At 36.1% G+C, this 20,126-nt stretch carries 22 protein-coding genes and 1 pseudogene; 17 read left to right on the forward strand and 6 right to left on the reverse strand.

Features of this window, described 5'->3' with window-relative positions:
* Positions 1–123: 123 nt before the first annotated feature.
* Positions 124–788 (forward strand): annotated as a pseudogene (locus tag PYV58_RS03020) (RluA family pseudouridine synthase).
* Positions 789–845: 57 nt separating this feature from the next.
* Here the strand turns inward: PYV58_RS03020 and PYV58_RS03025 are convergent.
* On the reverse strand, positions 846–2,156 hold the full coding sequence (locus PYV58_RS03025) for an MFS transporter (protein WP_034617069.1): 1,311 nt from the start codon (positions 2,154–2,156) through the stop codon (positions 846–848).
* Between the two features lie 137 nt (positions 2,157–2,293).
* Entirely contained in the window at positions 2,294–2,938 is a 645-nt protein-coding gene (locus PYV58_RS03030) for a hemolysin III family protein (protein ID WP_004817865.1), read from the reverse strand.
* Between the two features lie 100 nt (positions 2,939–3,038).
* On the opposite strand from PYV58_RS03030, the gene PYV58_RS03035 reads away from it, so the two are divergent.
* Positions 3,039–4,289 (forward strand): SAM-dependent methyltransferase, encoded by a 1,251-nt coding sequence (locus tag PYV58_RS03035; protein ID WP_034617071.1) that lies wholly within the window; start codon positions 3,039–3,041, stop codon positions 4,287–4,289.
* A 65-nt stretch (positions 4,290–4,354) separates the two neighbouring features.
* Here the strand turns inward: PYV58_RS03035 and PYV58_RS03040 are convergent, their stop codons facing one another.
* The gene (locus tag PYV58_RS03040) at positions 4,355–5,041 is read right to left on the reverse strand and encodes a hypothetical protein (RefSeq protein WP_034617073.1); all 687 of its coding nucleotides are present in this window, start codon (positions 5,039–5,041) and stop codon (positions 4,355–4,357) included.
* Positions 5,042–5,155: 114 nt separating this feature from the next.
* Between PYV58_RS03040 and PYV58_RS03045 the strand changes: the two genes are divergently transcribed.
* The 5 genes from PYV58_RS03045 to PYV58_RS03065 all read left to right on the forward strand — a co-directional run bounded on the left by PYV58_RS03045 (position 5,156) and on the right by PYV58_RS03065 (position 8,353).
* Positions 5,156–5,587 (forward strand): GNAT family N-acetyltransferase, encoded by a 432-nt coding sequence (locus PYV58_RS03045; RefSeq protein WP_034617074.1) that lies wholly within the window; start codon positions 5,156–5,158, stop codon positions 5,585–5,587.
* Between the two features lie 63 nt (positions 5,588–5,650).
* Positions 5,651–6,559, forward strand: coding sequence for a pyridoxal-phosphate dependent enzyme (locus PYV58_RS03050; protein WP_034617077.1), 909 nt, complete (start codon positions 5,651–5,653; stop codon positions 6,557–6,559).
* A 76-nt stretch (positions 6,560–6,635) separates the two neighbouring features.
* Positions 6,636–7,295, forward strand: coding sequence for an HAD family hydrolase (locus tag PYV58_RS03055; RefSeq protein ID WP_034617080.1), 660 nt, complete (start codon positions 6,636–6,638; stop codon positions 7,293–7,295).
* Positions 7,292–7,975 carry a hypothetical protein gene (locus tag PYV58_RS03060; protein ID WP_034617082.1) on the forward strand — a complete coding sequence of 228 codons (684 nt, stop codon included), beginning with the start codon at positions 7,292–7,294 and terminating at the stop codon, positions 7,973–7,975. Before PYV58_RS03055 ends, PYV58_RS03060 begins: the two co-directional genes overlap by 4 nt.
* Positions 7,976–8,353: a hypothetical protein gene (locus PYV58_RS03065; RefSeq protein WP_034617085.1), complete on the forward strand. Its 378-nt coding sequence runs from the start codon at positions 7,976–7,978 to the stop codon at positions 8,351–8,353.
* A gap of 19 nt (positions 8,354–8,372) precedes the next feature.
* On the opposite strand, the gene PYV58_RS03070 is transcribed toward PYV58_RS03065, so the two are convergent.
* Entirely contained in the window at positions 8,373–9,236 is an 864-nt protein-coding gene (locus tag PYV58_RS03070) for a patatin family protein (protein ID WP_034617092.1), read from the reverse strand.
* A 7-nt stretch (positions 9,237–9,243) separates the two neighbouring features.
* Positions 9,244–9,510, reverse strand: coding sequence for a hypothetical protein (locus tag PYV58_RS03075; protein ID WP_034617088.1), 267 nt, complete (start codon positions 9,508–9,510; stop codon positions 9,244–9,246).
* 425 nt (positions 9,511–9,935) lie between these two features.
* Here PYV58_RS03075 and PYV58_RS03080 point away from each other — a divergent pair, with 425 nt between their 5' ends.
* The 8 genes from PYV58_RS03080 (at position 9,936) to PYV58_RS03115 (ending at position 17,968) form a co-directional block, all read left to right on the forward strand.
* Entirely contained in the window at positions 9,936–12,575 is a 2,640-nt protein-coding gene (locus tag PYV58_RS03080; RefSeq protein ID WP_275059704.1) for a type VI secretion system Vgr family protein, read from the forward strand.
* 1 nt (position 12,576) lies between these two features.
* Positions 12,577–13,125 carry a DUF4123 domain-containing protein gene (locus tag PYV58_RS03085; RefSeq protein ID WP_034615745.1) on the forward strand — a complete coding sequence of 183 codons (549 nt, stop codon included), beginning with the start codon at positions 12,577–12,579 and terminating at the stop codon, positions 13,123–13,125.
* Entirely contained in the window at positions 13,125–13,730 is a 606-nt protein-coding gene (locus tag PYV58_RS03090) for a hypothetical protein (RefSeq protein WP_034615742.1), read from the forward strand. The genes PYV58_RS03085 and PYV58_RS03090 overlap by 1 nt, the downstream gene beginning before the upstream one ends.
* 1 nt (position 13,731) lies before the next feature.
* The gene (locus PYV58_RS03095; protein WP_004817835.1) at positions 13,732–15,174 is read left to right on the forward strand and encodes a hypothetical protein; all 1,443 of its coding nucleotides are present in this window, start codon (positions 13,732–13,734) and stop codon (positions 15,172–15,174) included.
* Entirely contained in the window at positions 15,167–15,865 is a 699-nt protein-coding gene (locus tag PYV58_RS03100; protein WP_227504259.1) for a hypothetical protein, read from the forward strand. Before PYV58_RS03095 ends, PYV58_RS03100 begins: the two co-directional genes overlap by 8 nt.
* Positions 15,866–15,931: 66 nt before the next feature.
* Entirely contained in the window at positions 15,932–16,639 is a 708-nt protein-coding gene (locus PYV58_RS03105; protein ID WP_004817829.1) for a hypothetical protein, read from the forward strand.
* A complete protein-coding gene (locus PYV58_RS03110) occupies positions 16,617–17,324 on the forward strand; it encodes a hypothetical protein (protein ID WP_034615739.1) in 708 nt (235 codons plus the stop codon). Before PYV58_RS03105 ends, PYV58_RS03110 begins: the two co-directional genes overlap by 23 nt.
* Before the next feature lie 284 nt (positions 17,325–17,608).
* A complete protein-coding gene (locus PYV58_RS03115) occupies positions 17,609–17,968 on the forward strand; it encodes an SseB family protein (RefSeq protein WP_004817824.1) in 360 nt (119 codons plus the stop codon).
* Here the strand turns inward: PYV58_RS03115 and PYV58_RS03120 are convergent.
* Positions 17,965–18,900: a tRNA-dihydrouridine synthase gene (locus tag PYV58_RS03120; RefSeq protein ID WP_205622318.1), complete on the reverse strand. Its 936-nt coding sequence runs from the start codon at positions 18,898–18,900 to the stop codon at positions 17,965–17,967. The two genes, PYV58_RS03115 and PYV58_RS03120, sit on opposite strands and share 4 nt — an antisense overlap.
* A gap of 313 nt (positions 18,901–19,213) precedes the next feature.
* Between PYV58_RS03120 and PYV58_RS03125 the strand changes: the two genes are divergently transcribed.
* Entirely contained in the window at positions 19,214–19,903 is a 690-nt protein-coding gene (locus tag PYV58_RS03125; protein ID WP_227504258.1) for a hypothetical protein, read from the forward strand.
* Position 19,904: 1 nt separating this feature from the next.
* Entirely contained in the window at positions 19,905–20,105 is a 201-nt protein-coding gene (locus PYV58_RS03130; protein WP_034615735.1) for a hypothetical protein, read from the forward strand.
* Positions 20,106–20,126: the final 21 nt, after the last annotated feature.

Consider the following 20,126-nt stretch of genomic DNA (forward strand, 5'->3'; position numbering starts at 1 on the left):
AAACTTCAATATTCTTGTGTATTGGAGTTTTTTTGATTGCTGAAAATAATAAAGCATGTACATGCTTGACAGCTTTTTAGTCTATTGTTATTTTTCGGCAATTCTTCTCAATATGCGATCCACATGCCGATTGATGATGGCTTTGTTTATCAGCCTCCTTTAGATCCACTTGACATTATTTTTGAAGATAATGACTTTGTTGCCATCAATAAACCCGCAGGGTTACTTTCAGTTCCGGGGCGTTTGCCTGAACATCACGACAGCGCTTATTTTCGAGTATTAGCAATATATCCAAATGCCAAGATTACCCATCGTTTGGATATGGCAACCTCGGGCATTCTGTTGTTCGCCAAACATCGCGATGCAGAAGTTGCAGCAAGTAAAATGTTTCAAGCGAGAACTGTTAAAAAAATTATATTGCTTTGGTGCAAGGGCAAATCAATAGCAATGGTCGTGTGGATGTGCCTTTGATTACCGATTGGGAAAATCGTCCACGCCAGATCGTGCATTTTGAGTTAGGCAAACCCGCACAAACTTTATTTGAATCTGTAAGCTATGATGCTGAAAAGGATGTAAGTCGGGTGCTACTTACACCGATTACAGGACGTTCTCATCAATTACGGGTGCATATGCAATATATTGGGCATCCGATTATGCGCGATAAGCTTTATCATCCTACGCCGTTTAACACCGACTTAGCGCGTATGGCATTGCATGCAAGCTATTTATCTTTTATGCAGCCTTTTAATAATTTACTGGTTGAGATTGTATCTGAGCCTGAGTTTTAGCATTTGGCTAAATCAAAAAAGCCTGCAAAATTGCAGGCTTTGCTCATAGAGAGGGGATTAAACTTGGTTGTTAACATCATCATGTTTTGTTTCACGAATGGCCAAGAATGCCAACAGTGAAAGAATGGATGCTGCTGTCAAGTAGTAACCCACCGCTTGTAAGCTATATTTGGTTGCAAGTTCAGTTGCGATCAGAGGTGCAAAAGATGCGCCCAAAATACCTGCCAAGTTAAAGGTTAATGCAGAGCCTGTATAACGTACAGAAATCGGGAAAATTTCAGACAAGACCGTACCAATTGGACCGTATGTCATTCCCATCAATGCTAAACCTACACATAAGAACAAGAACACAATCACTGTGCTACCTGACTCAAGCATACTGGCAAATACTAAACCAAAAAGTGCAGAGGCAATACATACCCCAATAGAGGTTGCTTTACGCCCAAACTTCTCAGCAAATACAGCAGAAAGCGGAATAAATGCCGCAAAACACAGTGTTGCGACCAGTTGCATCTCTAAGAATTCTGCACGTGAGTAACCCAGTTGTTTAGTTCCCCAGTTGAGTGCAAATACTGTTGTGAGATAGAACACCACGAATGTACATACCGCAGCAATTGTGCCGAGGAAGAGCATTTTATAATGTTTGGTCACAACTTCTTTAAATGGAACATTAACTTCTTTTTGTTTGTCTAATACTTTCTGGAACGCTGGGGTTTCATGCAATTTTAAGCGAATATATAAACCCACAATCACCAATGCAGCACTTGCAAGGAATGGAATACGCCAGCCCCATTGCATAAAGTCTGCTTCAGACATCAATGCGCCAAGACCAAGGAATGAACCCGTTGCCAAGATAAAACCGATCGGTGCGCCCAGTTGCGGGAACATCCCATACCAAGCACGTTTGCCTTCAGGTGCATTTTCAGTTGCAAGCAAGACTGCACCAGACCATTCACCACCGAGACCTAAGCCTTGACCTAAACGACAAAGTGCAAGTAATAGCGGTGCAACGATACCAATCTGTGCATAGGTTGGAAGTAGACCAATACATACTGTTGAAACACCCATGGTCAATAAAGCCGCGACGAGAGTTGCTTTACGACCAATACGATCACCTAAGTGACCAAAGATTGCTGCGCCAATAGGGCGGGCAATAAATGCGATGGCAAATGTTGCGAGTGATTGAATTGTTGCCGTCATCGGATCTGTACTTGCAGGGAAGAACAGATGCGGAAAAATGAGGACTGCAGCAGTTGCATAGATATAAAAATCGAAGAATTCGATTGTTGTACCTACAAGACTTGCGAAAAGAACACGAGTCTTTGAATTTGTTTGAATTTCTGGAGTAGCAGTAGATAATGACGCCATGGTGAACCTTACACTTTTAAAAGTAAAACGAGTCTTTAAAGCGTAATCTTTTTAAAAAAGGCGTAATTTCTTAAAAAAACAACGAGATCAACCCAAATTCACTCCATCAGGGTCACTGAATTTTGAGTGTCTATGAATTAAATGACGTAAAGATAGATTGCAAGGAAATGTGATCCTGCACCGACCAAAACAAATATATGCCAAATAGCATGAGTGTATCTTACTCTTTTTAAGGCATAAAACAATGCGCCTATTGTATATGCTAAACCACCAATGACCAATAATTTTAATGCTTCTGGTTTTAAAAACTGTTGCATATCATCCATTACAAGCACGGCAAGCCAACCCATGACCAAATAAGCAATCAGTGAAATTTTTTCAAAACGATGAATGAATATTAACTTGAATAGTGTTCCAATGGCTGCGATGACCCAAAGTGCAATCAATAAATAATGTGCTTTTGCTGTTGGGATGGCAATTGCCAAAAAGGGCGTATAGGTTCCCGCAATTAAATAATAAATCGCGGTATGATCCAGCTTCTTATACCATTGGCGTTTCTTTTCATCGACAGAAAAATGATAAATTGCTGAACTGGAAAACAGTAAAATCATGCTTAGACCATAGACAAGCAATCCAAAAAATTGCCATCCATGTAGATAGTTGCCTTTAATCAGCATCAAAACAGTCGCTATAGCAGCCAAAATTGCACCGAATGCATGACTCAACGCATTAATACGTTCTTCTTGTGGTGCATAGATGTGAATCAATTTATCTGTCGACATTGGATCTTATTATCCTAAAATACAAATGTATAGTAATGGAGTTTTACCTTTAAAGTAAGACGTCTTAAAATAGGTAACTTAATTAATACGAGTTTTGATTATGTCCAATGTGGCAAGCTTATCTGTTCAGGAACAACAATTTTTTGATAGCGTACAGCAAGCTATTGATAATCAAAGCTTAGATCGTTTGATTTTAAGTCAGTATAAAGGAGAATTGGTTGATTTAGAGAAAATGACCTTTCGCGTCATTCAGCTACAGAATGAAACCGTTCTAAGCTGTCTATATCGTTATAAAACCAATGATATTACTAAAAACTATCCACTTACCCATGCTTTAACCACGATTCAGGGGCTGGCAGAGGATTGTAAACAAGCCAATTTATTTACCCATGAGGCCGAGACGCAGCTGAAGAAAAATAAAAAGAAAGCCTTGCTGACCGTCAGTAAAAATAAGCTGGATAAAACCACTAAAAACCAACAACAAGGGCATGATCGTACAAAACATCGTTTTGTCGACCAAGAAAGTTATTTTCTCCAACCGCTCGGCATTACCGATGCCAATGCACAGATTATTCCAAGCATGGCACGTAAGTGGAAGCAGATTAACAAATTTGTTGAAATCTTTTCAGGTGCTTTGGTGCATATTCAACAGCCAGAGATTTTAGCGCATGATGGAAAAACCAAAGAGCAGGCTTTAAAAATTGTCGATTTTGGTTCAGGAAAAGGCTATTTAACGTTTGCTTTATATGATTATTTGGCAAAACAACATCAAACTCCATTTGTAACGGGTGTTGAGCTGAATGACAAAATGGTGAAATTTTGCCAAGAGGTTGCGCAAAAGTCTGATTTTAATCAATTGGATTTTTTCCAAGGTGATGTGAGAACGTATCATCCATCCCATTTGGATATTATGATCGCCTTACATGCGTGTGATGTTGCAACAGATTTTGCGATACATACTGGTATTCGTTTAAACGCTCAAATGATTATGTGTGCACCTTGTTGCCATAAAGAATTACGCCCACAATTGAACAGTCCACAAGTGTTACAACCGATGTTGCAATTCGGTATTCATGCAGGACAACAAGCTGAAATGCTGACAGATACCATTCGAGCTCTGTTGCTGAAAGCGTATGGTTATGAAACCAAAGTCTTTGAATTTGTGGCATTAGAACATACCAGTAAAAACAAAATGATTTTGGCAACCAAGCGTAAAGATTTCACTGCACCTGATCAAACAGTCTTGGATCAAATTCGTGCTTTAAAAGAGATGTATGGGATTCAAAAACAATCCTTAGAATTATTATTGAATGATCAGTGGGACCAGCAAGACATTGGCGCTAAGTGCTAGCGCGTTGTGAGGAGAGAACGCAGGTTTAACTGCTTTCTCTCTTGGTACTATTTAGATAAATTATTTTATTGCTGATTCATTTCATCAAGCTCAGCTTCGCTTGAGCCCGTGGTTTTTTGAGAGATCGTATCTGGAAAATATTGCGGATCATCCATTTCTGGAATCAATTGTTCACCCATTTTATGAATCAAGATACTGGTTTTTAATGTTTCTGTTGGGGCTTTAATCAGTAGTTCTGTCAGAAAGTCTGTTGCTTTAGCTGCAAATTGCGCATCACTTTCTTTGTTACCACGTTCAGGCATTTGAACATTGTCTAAATTAAGCACAGGGACTTTACAGGTTAACGGTACTTGAAAACTTTGACTATTTTCAATAATTTTACCATCCTGTTTACAGCTCTGATATGCAGCACTTTGAGCTTTCATTTGGCGCTCAAATGCTGGCGCAACAATTTTAAAATCGTTGGCATTAAATTGTTCTTTAAGTATTTCCTTCATCTTTTCAGATGCAGTGGCTTGTTTTTCGCCACTTTCATCGCGGTTTTTTTTAGCTTCAGCTTCTGAGATACCTGCAATTGCGGCACTCATTTTTAAATTAAGCTGATCTTGATTTGGGTCTTGAGAAAATAATCCAATCATGCTTTTTGAGATAATGTTCACACGATTTAGCTCGGATGTTTTTGCATAAATACTTTGAGTCGTCAGTAAAATTGCGCTATAAATAAATACTTTAAATTTATGATTTAGAAACATAATTATTCTACAAGTTTAGTTAAGTTGGTGAAAGTGAACGCATTGTCACTGTGCATTACATTAGCATAATTGCAAGAATGAAGGATCAATTTCTCAACCATTAGGATTTAAATAATGAGCCAATTTGTCATTCAATCTGGGCCGTGGAGTCAGCTTCAACATGATGCGAAATTGATTCGAAGCATGGTTTTTATTGAAGAACAACACATCAGTGAAGCAGATGAATGGGATGAGCAGGATGCCATTTCATTGCATTTTGTTGTATATGCACAAGATAAACCCATTGCAACAGCGCGGTTATTGGAAAATAACAGTATTGGTCGAGTTGCTGTGTTGCAACAATATCGAGGTGAGGGGATTGGTAAACTGCTCATGCAACATATTATTCAAGTAGCAAAGCAGCAAAATAGAGCATTTCTTCAATTGTCCGCTCAAGTCTATGCAACGCGTTTCTATGAAAACTTAGGTTTTCAGGTACAAGGTGAAGAATATTTAGATTGTGAGATTCCACATATCGATATGGGGTTAAGTTTAAAAAATGACTGAATTGAAATAAACCCACATTGAAATAAACCAAGATTGAAATAAACCAAGAGAATCGATTTGCCCATGCTCAGTATAAAAACCCCGTTAATTCAATCTTTAGTTTTAAGCCAACTGAATCAATGTCAGGTGTGGTTAAAAATGGAAGCCTTACAACCATCGGCATCATTTAAACAACGAGGCATTAGCCATGCCTGTCAAAAATATTTTGAGCAGGGTGCCCAGCGTTTTATCAGTTCATCGGGTGGCAATGCAGGCTTAGCTGTTGCTTATACAGGTCGACAACTGGGTGTTCCTGTGACCGTCGTGGTTCCTGAAACCACAGCACAACGTGCGAGAGAATTAATTGCCCAGCAAGGTGCAGAAGTTATTGTACATGGCGCTTCATGGACTGAAGCCAATGCTTTAGCGCAGTCTTTATTAACACAGCATGATGTATTTATTCATCCTTTTGATCATCCATTGTTATGGGAAGGCATTATCCCAATGATTGATGAAGTCATTGCAGATGGCGTTACTCCAGATGCGGTGGTCTTATCTGTGGGTGGCGGAAGTTTACTTTCAGGTGTGGCAGCAGGATTAAAAAAACATGGTTTAGCCCATATTCCAATTTATGCGGTTGAAACCCAAGGTACAGCATCCTTACATGCTTCGATTGTGGCTAAACAACATGTTGAATTGGATCAAGTGAGTGGTATAGCAACAACACTTGCAGCAAAAAAAGTCTGTCAAAATGCATTTGAAGTGAGCCAAGCACTTGAGGTTCGTAGTTTGGTGGTTTCAGATCAAGACACTGTAGATGCCTGTTTAAAATTTATAGATGATCATCGTATTTTGGTTGAGCCAGCATGTGGTGCAACATTATCAGTGCTTTATGATCAGGCGATTCAATTTAAACCCACTGATCAGGTCTTGGTGATTGTATGTGGTGGCGCAGGGATTACGCTAGAAACACTACAAGCATTCAATGGATAGAACGGACTGAATAGACAATTAATGATCATAATCTATTGATCCTTTAGCAAGTCTTTTCGATTTAGAGGATGGTGAGATGATTCAAGTTGTACTTTTTGATTTAGATCAAACCTTACTTGATCGCACCTCCTCCCTAAAGGCTTTTTTAAATTGGCAGGTAAATTTCTTCGAGCTGGTTACGATTCAACAGAAACCACAATTTATTCAGCGTTTTATTGAGTTGGATAACAATGGTTCTGTATGGAAAGATCAGATATATGCTCAACTTATTCAAGAGTTTCAAATATCCAGCTATTCGACACAAGCGCTATTAAAGAATTATATTCAAGACTTTAATAAATTTTGTCGAAGCTTTAGCGATGTTGATCTGGTTATTTATAGCTTGTTTAAGGCAAATTTTTCTCTTGGATTAATCTCTAATGGAAAGACACCTTTTCAGGAAGATAATTTCAAAGCCCTAGGTTTAAGTGAGTATTTTTCGAGTGTGATTGTGTCAGAAGCTGTTGGACTGCGAAAACCTCATCCAGAAATTTTCCAATTGGCATGTCAGCAGCTCGGTGTTATTCCTCAGCACTGCATTTTTGTTGGTGATCATGAGATAGCAGACATTCGCGGCGCAAAAGCGTTGGGCATGAAAACGATCTTATTTGATCCTCAACAAAAAGAAACATCGACACAGGCCGATCATCGTGTAAAGTCTTTTCAAGACATACTTAGTATTTTAAAAATAAAATGAAAAGATTATATAAGCACGGTAGGGTACAGTTTCAGGTTTTATTTTTATTTGGAGTAGTATCTCAATTCAGTGTATTTGCACAAGCCGAAACAGATAAACAACAACCGTTAGCCTATGAGTTGCAGGTGGAAACAAAGCCAAAAACTTATGATCCAGCGACACAATCACGGATTCGGGTCTATCGAAAGGGTGCGACAAAAACTTTAATTCAACATTCATTTGATTGTGCTGGAAGAAAAGCTGGGATACGGGATTACTTAAGTGGAAATGGTGCATTATCTGCGCTAAAAGCGTATGCCAGAATTACCTTTAATATCGAAGAAGGGATGCCTCGTAGTGCGATTCAGAAAGAAGCTGAAAGCAATGCTATGCGGACTTACCAACTGATCTCTTATAAAGAGTTTATTTTAAATGCCGACCAACCTGTGAATTTATATGGTTTTGTATTTGGAGCGACTGATTCATCTCGGACAAAAGCACAAGTGATTGATCAATGTGTGGATGCTGTTGCTTCGTTCAGACCACAGGCTGGACACGATTATGAAATTTTAGGTAAATATCAAAATAACCAATGCCAATTTCAAGTATTTGATCTCAAAACCAATGATCAAATCCCTGTTTCTGACAAGCTTTATACTTGCCCTGAAAAGTCATGGAAGTTTTGGAAAAAGGATCAGTAAATGAAACGTGCAATACTCGGTATTTTTTTGATGATGGGGCTTATTGTACCCAATTTGACTTGGGCATCTTATCTCAATAAATGTCTCTTAACGGTTAAAGTCTTAGAAGAAACTTCAACCATGACGATGGCAATCAATGGGCCACAAGGTGAGTTTGAAAAAAGTAAATTGACGATGTATATCAAAATATTAAAAGCTGAAAAAAATGGAAGAGCTGATAGTGGATGTCAATCACTGGTCAATCAACGCATGCGAATTACGATTGAACAGCCACCTTTGACCAGTTTAGTCAAAGGGCAAGTTGTACAAGTAGAAAGCATCACTCAGGATGCTTTTCCACAAGAAGGATATGTCACGCAATACAAGCTAAAAAATTAGTCTGTTGGGAACTTCGCTTTTAGCCTTTGTGTGTGTTGCTCCAGTCTTCTATGGCTTTTTGTCCGCTTTCTAAGCCAACTTCATAGGTATATTGCAATTTGCGTTTATCTTTACATAAACGGCCTGCTAATTTTTTATTGTCAGGTGGGCAGACTTCCAAAATGCTTTGTTGCGTATTTTGGCGGATAAAATCGACAGTTTGGTTATAACGAGTACAACGCTTTTTAAGGCTATCTGCAAAGCCAGTATGTTGATTAAGCAAATATTTTGCCAAGAATTGATCGGCTTTACTGCTGGCTTTAAAGTAGTTTTGTGTACGGGTACGAATCACCAAGAGATTTTGAATATTTGCTTGTTGCGCTGCCCATTGAACAGGGAGGGCATCTGCGACACCGCCATCAAAATAAGGCTCTCCAAAAATTTCTACAGCCTGTCGTGTTAGATAGGGAATAGAACTAGAAGCACGTAATCCATCGATAATATTGTCTTTCCCAGCACGTAAATATTCAGGATAACCTGTACGAGCATGAGTCAAGACCATATAAAAGTCAGGATTTTGACTAAATATGGCCTGTTGATCTAGAGGATTCTCTTTCTCGACAATATCCCACATCCATTGCATATCCAGTAAATCCCCACCTTTTAAAAAGCGAGCATAACGAATAAATTCAGGTCGAAGTGAGTGATCTAAATAGAGTTCGATATTACGACCTTGTTGTCGAGCAAGGTAATTGGCGAGGTTTGTTGAACCAGAAGACACCCCAACAAAAAGATCAAAAGGGTTAAAATTTTGTTGTAGGAAAGCGTCAAGTACACCGCAGGTGAAAGCCCCACGCATACCACCACCTTCTACGACAAGCGCATTACGTGAATCATTGATCATAGATTGTTTAGTTTGCATGTTCTGGCTGAGCTGAGTTGTGTGACATGTTTTTCATTTCATCATTCGGCATTTGCTGCGTGTCATGTGGAGGTGTTGTATCGGTATTCTCAGTCTGAGGCGTCTCTACCTGCTTATTTTGCTGACTCGGCATATAATCTGGTTCATTGGTTACAGCCATATAGAAGAATACAAGAAATAAACAGCTAAAGATTGTTGCGAAAATTACTGCTTTAGATTTCCACAACGGTTTTTTGGGAGAGTTAACATCGTTCATAGGAAAATTCCTAAAAGAATGAAATGTGTAGCTATTTTATAACATAAAGCAGTTGTAAAGTTGGCATTGCTATAAAAGACATAAATTAAATGAGGCTTATGTATATAAACCCAACATGAATTGATCAGTATTGAATACATATCAGACATAACAAGCAGGCTGAGATTAAAATTGAAATCAAGCATATAAACAAGATTATTTTGAGCTTGATTTTAGGTGTTTATGGAAATAAATAATGTTGATTTATTAGAAATATATGAATATTTAAACTACATTTTTAGTGAGATTATTTATTTAATTTTTCAACAATTAATCAAAAAATCTATTTGAATTTAAGTGTTTTTAGTAATGAAATTGTTTTTTTAAATAGAAAAATTTTAGAATTAATTTATAATAGAGGCAATTAAAACGAATAAATTATTAAAATGAACAGCTTAGTAAATAGCATTTATAAAATATTGGATCAGCTTGGACTAAACGCACAAAAACGAGCTTTGCATATCCAATTTAGCAATACAGACTTAAACAACCAAGTCTTCTTACAACGCATCGATGGACAACATGGTCTAAACCAAGGTGTGTCTGTTGAACTGATTTGCCTTGCCACTTCGGCTGTGATTCCGCTTAAACAATTCATCGGTAGCCAAGTGGCCATTGATCAAGTCACAGATCATGGACAACTGTTTCGTAGCACTGGGGTGATTACTGAGGCCGCACAAGGGCAAAGTGATGGTGCACTGACGCTATATAAACTCAAACTTGAAGATGCGACCTCATTGTGGCATAAACGTCGTAACAGCCGAGTGTTTATGAATAAGTCGGTTGTGCAAGTCATAGAAACGCTATTTAAAGAATGGCAAGACAAAAGCCCACTCTTTGCCTCCAGTCTAAGTCTCGATAAAAGTGGACTGAAAAAAGACTACGATATCCGCCCATTCATTATGCAGAGTAACGAAAGCGACTATGCATTTTTAACCCGCTTGATGCGCAGTGAAGGGATCAACTGGCTGATTGATGAAGCACAGTTGATTGTACCTAGTTCTGCGACTCAAATTCAGCCACAAAAACTGCGCTTGGTGGATGATAACAGTGAATACAAAGCACTAGAACGAAGAAAGATCCGCTTCCATCGTAGCAGTGCCACAGAGCAACAAGACAGCATCACCAGCTTTATCGGGCAACGTAGCTTACAACCCACCGCTGTCCACGTACAACGCTGGCAAGCAGATGTGTTAGAGCAAGAAGAAGGTGCAGGCAGTGTTCAAAGCAAACACCAACATAGTCAAAACCAAAACAATGCCAGTCTCGGTTTAGAACAGGCTTGGCATATTAGCCCAGCATGGATTCAAGACCTGAATGGTGAAGATCAAGCAACCGCTTCAAATAACAATCAGATTGAAAAGATCAACCAAAACCTCAGCCATTATTACGATGCTCAATCCAAGCAATTTGTTGCCAACTCCACTGTACGTGATGCACAAGTAGGCTACTGGTTTGAGTTAAACGAACACCCTGAAACAGATCAACACAGTGGCTCAGACAAAGAATTTCTGATCACCTCAAAGACATTCTATAACCAGAACAACTTACCTAAAGATCTGAACGAACAAATCAATCGCTTGCTCCAACAAAGCAACTGGGTAAACGAAAATAAAGCAGACAACAACAGCGATGAACGTCAAGCCAATCAATTGGTGCTACAACGCCGTAATATCACCACTGTTCCTGAATACCACCCACTACAACATCGCCCTAGTACCCATCCACAACGTGCCAAAGTGGTTGGGCCAAGTGGAGAAGAAATCCATGTCGATGAATGGGGACGTATTAAAGTTCGCTTCCTGTTTACCCGCAATGAAGACCACAGCCATGATGGTGGTGCAGGGAGCAATGACAACGATACTGATTCCGCTTGGGTGGATGTACTGACCCCGTGGGCAGGTGAAGGCTATGGTGCGCGGTTCTTACCGAGGATTGGTGAGATTGTCGTGATAGATTTCTTTGATGGCAATATCGACCGACCATTTGTGGTGGGGCGTATCCATGAAGCGCAACGAAGCCCAACTAAATTTGATGACAAAGGCCAATTGCCTGATACCAAAAAACTGGCAGGGATCAAAAGTCGAGAAGTTAAAGGCAGTGGCTATGGCCAGCTTAGATTTGACGATACCACTGACCAAATCAGCAGTCAGCTACAAAGTAGTCACGGTGCGAGTCAACTTAACCTCGGTAACCTGAGTCATCCTAAAGAAACTGATACCAGTGAAGGACGAGGCGAAGGCTTTGAACTAAGAACAGACCAATGGGGAACGTTACGAGCTGGGCAAGGTCTACTACTGAGTACCTATGCTCAAGATTCAGCTTCGGGTAACCATCTCGATGCAACTGCTGCGAAAAGTCAGTTAGAAAGCAGCCTAAATAACTCTAAAGCCTTAAGTGAAGTTGCCAAGAATCAGCAAACTGATCCACTGGATGTATTGGAAAATCTCAAGCAATTTCTTGATCAAATTGAAAAAGGTGAAAAAGACAAAGCGGATGCATTTAAACAAGCTTTGATGGTTTTAGCTGCACCGAATTCAATCGCATTGGCAAGCAACGAAGACTTATATCTTTCTGCGGATAAACAAATCAGTTATACAGCAGGTGATAGTATCAACCTGAGTACGCAAAAGAATTTAGTTGCACATGCACAATCAAAGATTAGTCTTTTTGCGGCACAAGAAGGTGCAAGACTTTTTGCTGGAAAAGGCAAAGTTGAGATCCAAGCACAAGGCGATGGTGCGGATTTGATTGCACGTAAAGGTATTCAAATCATTTCGACTGAGGAGATGATTGAGCTAAAGAGTCTCAAAGAAATTATTATCACCTCTGGTGGCTCTCAATTAAAGATTAATGGTTCAGGTGTATTTGTGACCACGGCTGCTAAGTTCGAAGTGAAGGCGGGGCAACATAGTTTTATTGGTGGAGCAAAAGTCGATTATTCACTTCCATCATTCTATGAAAATATCTGTAAGCCTTGTTTGTTAGATGCTGCAAAGTTTGGAATGGCATTTGTTGATAAATAAAATGAAAAGAGAAATTGTTCCATTTAAAAATATAAAAAGTTGTATCGAAGATGATCGACTTGATTTGAACATGTATTTAATCTTGGATGCGGCGCAAGTTTCAGATCAAATTTTGCACTTTATCAATACATGGCGAAATGACGCAAGGCTAGAGTTTTATTCATTATTCTCAGGCACAACGGAGGGCAATGCACCTTTTGAAGTTGCCCCTGTACTCGTCTTAATCAATGATTTAGAGGTGCTCGAAGAAGAAGGATTTAGCTTTATTCATCAAACATGGAAAGATCAACAGGCTTTAAATCTGGTATTCAGTTCATTGGATTTGGCTCAGTTTGTTAAAAAAATGAAACGCTATCTCACAGTAGAATTTCCTGATGGTACACAAAAATTATTTAGATGGTTTGATCCAAGAATTGTCAAAAAAATTCATAAAATACTGACAGATCAACAAGAAGATGAGTTTTTTGAGGATATTACAAAATGGATCATTTCAATTCGAAATTATCAGGATGTAGATTCTAATCAATTAATGGTATTGGAGAATGCATAATGTTCATACTCAGCCAAGAAAAATTATATGAATTAGATGTTGAGCAAAATAAAGAATTTTTATATGACCTTGTCTATGAAATTATAAAAGAAAACCCAGCCCTTAAACTGAATGGGCAATTTGATCAGCTATTAGAACCGGTCCAAAGCCTGATCAATCTATATATTGAAAAAGGCATCAATCAAATTTATACACTCAAATATATGGTGAAGAGCCATGTTTATTTGGGAATAGATTATGCAAATGATCCGCAATATCTTTGGCTCCAAAATGAAATGCAGCATTACAATATTGCGGAGCAAGTGTCCTATGTAGATGCTTTTTATAAACTTTTGGAAAGCTATAAAAGTGTGGTTTTAGGGCATGATTTTAAATTTGTTTTTAAAGCAATAGACCAGTTAAATCAGAGTTTTAGTCATTCCAATCTTCAAGAAAATCTTTCAATTATTTATCCAGAAAAAATAGAGTTTTTAAAACAAAAAGATTTATTGGGTTCACTTCAAGAAAATTATTCCAATGATATCCAATCATATAAAGAGTATGTATTGGGAAAAGAATTTCATCATAACGTTTTTATAAAAAATTTGATTAATTTGGAGGTTTAAGATGGGTGTTGGTGGTGCAAGTCCTACAGCGGGCGCTTCATGTGCAACGTGTTTAAGGAAGTTTACGGTTCATTTTCGGAGACCCTATAATTTTCAAAAAAGAACAAAAGAATATAAGGGAGAGTTTGGGTTTGATTGGTTAAGAGATGAGTACATATTTCCTGTTTTTGAAATAAATAGAAAAATGCAGCCTGCGTTAATTAATAAAAATTACATTAGTGGTTTAAAGAAAGTATATATAGATGGTACACGGAAAATAACCCCTTGGGGTATAGAGTACATCCCATCTCATTTAGCAATTTTTGCAACTAAGGTAAAAGATAAAAATGCAAGTTCTAAAATTAATGTAGATGGTGCACTATTATCTATTGAACTTCACCAAGTTGTCGGGGATGATGAAGTACCTCTACAAGATGATGGTACAAAAATAATATTTGAAACTAATGAAAAATGTATAAAAATTTCTACATCAACTGGTAATGAAAAAAGTAATCGTCTGGAGTTACCAATTTCTTTTTTCATAAAAAATAGGAAAAAAACAGATTTGGTAGATCAGTCTAGGTGGAGTTACAGTACTAAAAATGCAATTAGAATATCTTGTGAAGGAGCAACAACTAAAGGTGCTCTAATTAGTGTAAAAGCAATAAAAGGGAATAATATTTTTGAAGTTGGGCAAATGAGCGTTTTTGCAAATGATAAAGTTCCAATAGCTAAAATATGCTTTGTTGATGTTAGTTTTAATCAAAATAAAGTTCAACGGCCTACAGGTACAGGATTGGAATATAGTTTAAAATATGAATCTTTTAATCAAGCACTTATACGACCTAAAATAGTAAGAGATACAATTTTTAATATAAAGGACATGTTAGATAAAAATAAAACATGGGACTTGGAAGGATTTTATAATAAATATTATGTAAATCAAACGAAAAACAGTTTAGGTAATAGTATAATTAGCAATACTTTAGATGATGAATTTAAGCACGATTTAATCTTTTTATTTCAGAAATATGCAAAAGTTAATGGTTTAATAAATTCTGATTCTAATGATGTTACATATGTTTTTTTTACAAATACACAATGTTCATATACCAAAAACGGTCAAATTTTTAATAGAAAAGGTAGTGCTATTTTTGCACCTGAAGCAGGATCTAATAGGAAAAAAGTATGGGGGAACTCAGTTGTTATTTATCATCATGGAGCAACTGAATTGGAGACTGTCGTCCATGAAATAGTTCATAGCTTTGGGTTATCCCATGTATTTCAAAATGAGAAAGATATACCATATTGTTTTCATAAAGGTTTTACCGATAATTTTATGGATTATGAGGATACTGATGAAGATCCACCTAAAAAATCGCTTTATAAAGGTAATCAAATAGCTTTATTTAGGCATCAATGGTTACTTATGCGTAACGATAGAAGCTTAGATTACAATGGATAAAGATATTATGAAATTTTTGATTTTATTAGTAGTAATTTTAAGTCTGTCTGCTTGCTCATTTGACTCAAATAAGGATAATTGTAGTTTAAAAAATAGTGAAAATATAAAAAATGAAAATGGCTATGATGTTCGAGTAGCTAGAGATATATCATCATTTGTTGAAAATAATAAAATTTATTTAAATTATGATCAAAATGAAATTATTAAAAGATATTTTGAGTTAAATAGTCAATATTTAGTATTGAAAGTTCTAGATAGTCTTTCTCCTGAAGTAGGTTTTAGTGATGGTACTGTTAATAATAATGTGAAGAAGAATTTTGATTACATTTCCCGTCTTTCAGCTAATAGTAATTTAAAGGGTAATCATATGTTTTTTAGTAGTGATAACTATGTTCCTTATAGTGAGCAATTAGAAGAAGAAATTGTATCTATGGTTAAAGATCAGATTTATGTGGTAAGTGGTGATAAAGTGGGTGGGGTAGATTTGAATAGTAAAGTTAGTACTTTTATAAAAAAACTAAAATGTAGTAATTCAAATGAGCCTGAAGTAGAAGAATGGAATGTAAATGATATGCACATTGTTTTGGAAGCTGATGGAAAACAAATTAAAAATAGGAAATATAATAGTTTGAATTTTTTTATTTATTTTACAAAGAAAACGGATAAAAAATATGAGACATCAATATATTAGTGTTTTATATCTATGGTATTGAAAATCATATAAAAATTTTATATCTTTGATAAGGCTTAATGAGTTATGAGGAAAATTTTAACTATTTTTATATATTCTTTTTTTCTATTTGCATGTGCTCCTAATGAGCCATTAGATCATCTATGCCAGATAAATAAAAAAACTAAGAAAAGCGATACTCAAAGTGACTTAAAGGACATGTCGAGAGATATTAATTTATTTGTTGTTAATCATGATTTGTATTTGGACTATAATTTTAAAAAAATATATAGCAAATATAAGGAAATGAATTCAAATTATTTGAAGTTAAAAGTTATAGATCGATTATCTGCTACTCAAGGTTTTGATAATGGAATAGTTCACAATGAAAATTTTGAAGATAATTATCATCATATGTCTACATTAGAAGTACGAACTACAGGACAAGGTCCAAATACAAATTATTATGCTAGTGATAATTTCGTTCCATTTGATGAAAATATCCATAAAAATATCTATCTATCAATTTATGATCAAATTTTTTTAATAAATTCAGCAGCTTTAGATAAAAGTAGTCTTGATAACTTCATAGAAAATTTTTTAACTAAAGGGCGATGTCAAGGTGGGGATCAGTACGGAAAGGTTATTTCTGAAAAGAATTTTAATGGTGTACATATTATCTTGGAATCTGAACCTGAATGGTTTGTAGGGAAAGGCCAAGTCAATAGTTTTGCTTATACTGTATACTATACAAAAATGACAGATAAAAATTATGAAAAATCATTATATTATTAAACTTAAAACTGTATTCCTGATAAGTTTTTCTATGACATCCTATAGCTTTGGAGCGAATGTAGAAAATCGAATTTTTAATTTTGAAGATAAAGAAATATCGGCTTTATCTTCTGAAATAAATTATTCAAGATTTGCACCAGTAAATCAGCTTAATTTAAAAGCAATGTTTGTAGATTTAGGTGAAATAATAAAGAACCTTGCAAAAATAGGTTATATCAATAGTGGTACAGTCTCGAATAGTAAACGCTATGAAGTGCTATCCTATGGCTTGACGACCAAGAAAATTTATTTTTTTAATAATAACAGTCAAACACCTGATTTCTTTTCTGAGATTTATGCAACGAACTCTAAATTTAATCAACTCAAAAGTATTCGTCTAGGGTTAAGTGTTGAATACAATGGGAAAAGATTTAAAAAAATGAATACAGATCCGATTGTTCCCACAAGTTTTATTTCTGCTTTGAATGTAATTGATGAGAGGAAATCAAAAGAGGTGTATGTTTCACTCATGAAGCAACATATTTTAAATATAAAAAATAATGTGAATGAGTATTGTGAATTTTTAGTGACGACGAGAGTAAATGTTAAGGATTATTGGTTAGAATTAAATACTGAACTCACAAAGAATAATACTTATTTCAATATTTACCAAAGCAAAGGAATTCCTCAAAAATGTAATTTGTGAAATTCTTTGTTTGGATTTTTTGCTTAGTCCCTTTTCTGGCATCCTGTGGTGATTATAGAAAAACTAATAGTGATGGTGATTTCGTATCCCCTCAGCAGTAGATGCTTTATGAATATAGTTTCCTAAACGAGATTAAAGCTTTTATAATAATTTAAATTCAATAACTTAAATCTTGATAATTTAAAATTCGAAGCTTTAGGATATCCAATTGAGCACTCAGGTCAATTCCATATCTACCGTGAATAAGCTATATTAATGGTACCAAAAAATAGACAATCAACAACATGCAAAATTTACAACAACTCTTTATCAACACTCAAGAAAACTATGAATTGATCCCTGATTTTATCGATCTGCTTTTAGCATCGGATATTTATTGTTTGGGAACACAAGATCAGCATAAAAAAATTCAATTCCGTATTTTAGAAACACCAGAAGGTGATCAAGCAATACCATTCTTCATAGAACTAGAAACCATTCAAAATGATATTGGAGTCGATGCTGAATATATCACTTTAAATACACGGCAGTTTTTTGAAATGACTCAGGGGGCAACATTGGTATTGAATCCAACTTCTGAATTATCAAAAGAATTTCAACCTGAAGAAATTAAAGCAATTTTAGAGATTGATGAAGCAATTTAAAAATGTGCAGGATTCAATTTCTCCAGCACTTCATCAATTTTTTTTAATCGTTTGATTTCATCCCATAAGGCTTTGGCTTCAGGGTAATGCTTAGACATCATCCCAATCCATTGTTTATAACGGCCGACCATGTTCAGCTCTTTTTTATATGGGCCATTTAAAAAACGAATTTGTAAATTTAATAGTTCAGACCAAGTGATAAGTGGTTCATCCGTATTTTTACGAATGCACTGTGTGAGATCTGGTGTAGTCACAGCACCACGACCAATCATCAAATCTTGACAGCCTGATTCAAGTTGGCATTGCTTCGCATCAGCATTGGTCCAGATTTCACCATTGGCAATCACATTGATCTTGAGTGCTTCACGAATCGGCTGTAGCTGATCCCAAAATGCTGGTGGGGTGTACCCATCAGCTTTGGTCCGAGCATGGACTGTGACCCAAGCTGCGCCAGCATCTTCAATGGCATGCGCATTTTCAAGGGTAAAATTTCGATCCATATAACCTAAACGCATTTTTGCAGATACAGGGATGTGATTGGGTACAGCATCACGTACAGCCTTGACCAACTCATGTACAACCTCAGGCTCATCGAGAAGTACTGAACCGCCTCTATGACGGTTTACTGTTTTGGCAGGGCAACCAAAATTCATATCGATTGCAGGAGCACCTAATTCAGCAGCGCGTACCGCATTGGCTGCGAGCATTTCAGGATTATTTCCTAAAAACTGAACATGTACTGGTGTGCCAGCAGCTGTCTTGCCTTGATTGTTTAATTCTGGACAATAACTATGATAAACATGGTCAGGTAAGACCGAATCCGTTACACGGATAAACTCAGTCACGCACCAGTCAAAGCTACCGACATGTGTGAGAACGTCACGCATGATAGGGTCGGTTAAGCCTTCCATTGGGGCGAGTATAAGTTTCACAGTTGTTACCTGATGAAGTAAAAAAAGCGTTATACGGTTTTTTTAATTAGATGTCTAGTAAATTAATTAAAGTATAATGGATTAAGTTAATGAAAAATATTTTTTTCTACATTTAGAACTTGTTCGCTATAAATAAGAAAATACTATAATAGTAAAGTTTTTTGAAATTTTTTGTTAAAAATAACTTTATTTTTAATGTTTATATTTAAAAAAATAAATTTTAAAATGTAATTAAATAATAAAAAAGGAGGTCAGTAGTTAAAATAATTTTTAAAAGCGTATTTATATAATGAAGTAATAAGAAGGGATTATTATGAAGTATTTAATATATTTATGTGGATTTTTTTTTCTAACAGGATGTACTAACTTAGTGACTCAAAAAAGAGCTTTAGTTGTAACTGATACAAAGAATCCTAATGTTAAAACGATGAGTATTCCGATAGATATACGTTTGTCACGTAGTATTACAGCTTCAGACGGAAAAATTTATACTTGTGACCAGCCTATGCCAGATGTCGCTAGATCAGATTCTTTTGGGTCAAAAGGAAATCTAACTGCAAAGCTGGCTGATTCAGGAGGAGTATTGAAACAAGATATAGGAGGAGAAGGTAACATTAATTCATCAACAGCTGTTCTACAATTGAATGGCCGATCTTCCGCAGTGTTATTAGCTCGCGATTTAATGTATCAAGTATGTTTAAGTTCAGCAAATGGTACTTTTACTGCTCAGGAAGAATTTTTTAAAGGCATTTTAAATATTGTGGATAAGGTCGCCGATAAGGAGAAAGCAACAGCAGAAGCAAATCAGTTAGCAACTCAGGCCTTAGTTTTGAGACCAGAAATTGTTGAAAATAATAGAAAATCTTTACTTGGAGTAAGCTTAGTTGGTATAGCAAAAAACTATCATACATGTTCAGTTGATGCGGAGAAAAATAAAGATCAGCCGAATAATTGTGATAATGAGTTAAATAAGGAAATTAAGCTAAAAATAGAGGGGAAATAAAATGAAAGCAGAAGCCTTAACAAATGAACTGTTAGATTATTTAATGACGCCTCCAAAAACTTTTTTATATTGGCGTATTAAAGATACCTATCTAATTGTTGCAATTATTGAAGAATGGGATAAAACGACAATCACATTAAAAACTGAAGAAGGAATGGTTTCTAAAGAAAAACGTGTAGATGTTAAAATAATGGTTCCTTAACACTTATGCCTTATTTTCTTT

This window comes from Acinetobacter sp. TAC-1, from assembly GCF_029025845.1.
Lineage (GTDB): Bacteria > Pseudomonadota > Gammaproteobacteria > Pseudomonadales > Moraxellaceae > Acinetobacter > Acinetobacter guillouiae.

Coding starts and splice junctions, on each gene's coding strand:
- PYV58_RS03095 (WP_004817835.1), top strand. CDS start 13,732: ATGGGTGTTGGTGGTGCAAGTCCTACAGCGGGCGCTTCATGTGCAACG.
- PYV58_RS03130 (WP_034615735.1), top strand. CDS start 19,905: ATGAAAGCAGAAGCCTTAACAAATGAACTGTTAGATTATTTAATGACG.
- PYV58_RS03065 (WP_034617085.1), top strand. CDS start 7,976: ATGAAACGTGCAATACTCGGTATTTTTTTGATGATGGGGCTTATTGTA.
- PYV58_RS03105 (WP_004817829.1), top strand. CDS start 15,932: ATGAGGAAAATTTTAACTATTTTTATATATTCTTTTTTTCTATTTGCA.
- PYV58_RS03050 (WP_034617077.1), top strand. CDS start 5,651: ATGCTCAGTATAAAAACCCCGTTAATTCAATCTTTAGTTTTAAGCCAA.
- PYV58_RS03035 (WP_034617071.1), top strand. CDS start 3,039: ATGTCCAATGTGGCAAGCTTATCTGTTCAGGAACAACAATTTTTTGAT.
- PYV58_RS03055 (WP_034617080.1), top strand. CDS start 6,636: ATGATTCAAGTTGTACTTTTTGATTTAGATCAAACCTTACTTGATCGC.
- PYV58_RS03115 (WP_004817824.1), top strand. CDS start 17,609: ATGCAAAATTTACAACAACTCTTTATCAACACTCAAGAAAACTATGAA.
- PYV58_RS03100 (WP_227504259.1), top strand. CDS start 15,167: ATGGATAAAGATATTATGAAATTTTTGATTTTATTAGTAGTAATTTTA.
- PYV58_RS03080 (WP_275059704.1), top strand. CDS start 9,936: ATGAACAGCTTAGTAAATAGCATTTATAAAATATTGGATCAGCTTGGA.
- PYV58_RS03045 (WP_034617074.1), top strand. CDS start 5,156: ATGAGCCAATTTGTCATTCAATCTGGGCCGTGGAGTCAGCTTCAACAT.
- PYV58_RS03090 (WP_034615742.1), top strand. CDS start 13,125: ATGTTCATACTCAGCCAAGAAAAATTATATGAATTAGATGTTGAGCAA.
- PYV58_RS03085 (WP_034615745.1), top strand. CDS start 12,577: ATGAAAAGAGAAATTGTTCCATTTAAAAATATAAAAAGTTGTATCGAA.
- PYV58_RS03025 (WP_034617069.1), bottom strand. CDS start 2,156: ATGGCGTCATTATCTACTGCTACTCCAGAAATTCAAACAAATTCAAAG.
- PYV58_RS03030 (WP_004817865.1), bottom strand. CDS start 2,938: ATGTCGACAGATAAATTGATTCACATCTATGCACCACAAGAAGAACGT.
- PYV58_RS03040 (WP_034617073.1), bottom strand. CDS start 5,041: ATGTTTCTAAATCATAAATTTAAAGTATTTATTTATAGCGCAATTTTA.
- PYV58_RS03060 (WP_034617082.1), top strand. CDS start 7,292: ATGAAAAGATTATATAAGCACGGTAGGGTACAGTTTCAGGTTTTATTT.
- PYV58_RS03075 (WP_034617088.1), bottom strand. CDS start 9,510: ATGAACGATGTTAACTCTCCCAAAAAACCGTTGTGGAAATCTAAAGCA.
- PYV58_RS03070 (WP_034617092.1), bottom strand. CDS start 9,236: ATGATCAATGATTCACGTAATGCGCTTGTCGTAGAAGGTGGTGGTATG.
- PYV58_RS03110 (WP_034615739.1), top strand. CDS start 16,617: ATGAAAAATCATTATATTATTAAACTTAAAACTGTATTCCTGATAAGT.
- PYV58_RS03125 (WP_227504258.1), top strand. CDS start 19,214: ATGAAGTATTTAATATATTTATGTGGATTTTTTTTTCTAACAGGATGT.